This window comes from Corallococcus sicarius, from assembly GCF_003611735.1.
GTDB classification, from domain to species: domain Bacteria; phylum Myxococcota; class Myxococcia; order Myxococcales; family Myxococcaceae; genus Corallococcus; species Corallococcus sicarius.
Genome location: NZ_RAWG01000681.1, coordinates 1 through 706, shown reverse-complemented (window position 1 = coordinate 706; position 706 = coordinate 1). Strand labels below are relative to the sequence as shown.

The 706-nt window shown below is 70.1% G+C and carries 1 protein-coding gene; it reads left to right on the top strand.

The window, feature by feature from the left end; genetic code table 11:
- The first annotated feature begins 225 nt into the window (after positions 1–225).
- Complete coding sequence (locus D7X12_RS41675) at positions 226–633, top strand: (deoxy)nucleoside triphosphate pyrophosphohydrolase (RefSeq protein WP_120630593.1); 408 nt, start codon at positions 226–228, stop codon at positions 631–633.
- Positions 634–706 lie beyond the last annotated feature (73 nt).

Genomic DNA, 706 nt, shown 5'->3' with positions numbered 1-706 from the left:
CCCCCGGCCTGATCCATCCCCGCGGGCCCCGGGCCCACCGGAAGAAGGCGGACGGGGCCGCGCCGGGTCGCCCGGGGGAAGGGAACCTGGTGGGGTGGCCCCACGTCCGGGCCATGCGCACGCTGCCCTTGGGGAGGGCCCTGCGGCATTGGCGCCGGGCAGGCGCTGTGTTAGGCCGCCGCACCCCCACCCATCGTCTTTTGGGACACCATCGAGGAGAAGTGAATGACCCGTCGTCACGTGCGAGTCGTCGGCGCGATGCTCCAGAACGAGATGGGTCGCTACCTCATCACGCAACGGCCCCCCACCGCGTCGCTGCCCCTGCTGTGGGAGTTCCCGGGTGGCCGGGTGGAGGAGGGGGAGAACGACGCGGTGGCGCTCGCCCGCGAGCTTCAGGAGGAGATGGGCGTGCGCATCGAGGTGCTCGAGGAGGTGATGCACACCCACCACGAGTACCCCACCTATGACATCGACTTCCGCGTGTTCCGCTGCCAGCTGGGCGCCACCGGGTCGGAGATCCACCACCTGCGCGTGCATGACCACCGCTGGGTGACGCTGGAGGAGATGGGCCAGTACCGCTTCCCCGACGCGGACGCGAAGACGCTGGCCCGGCTGCTGGATCTGGACCACTGACCGTGCGGGCCACGTCACGTGCGAGTCGTCGGCGCGATGCTCCAGAACGAGATGGGTCGCTACCTCATCACGC

What these genes read in the sequence shown, in the direction of transcription:
- D7X12_RS41675 (WP_120630593.1), top strand. Translation starts at nt 226, where the DNA reads ATGACCCGTCGTCACGTGCGAGTCGTCGGCGCGATGCTCCAGAACGAG.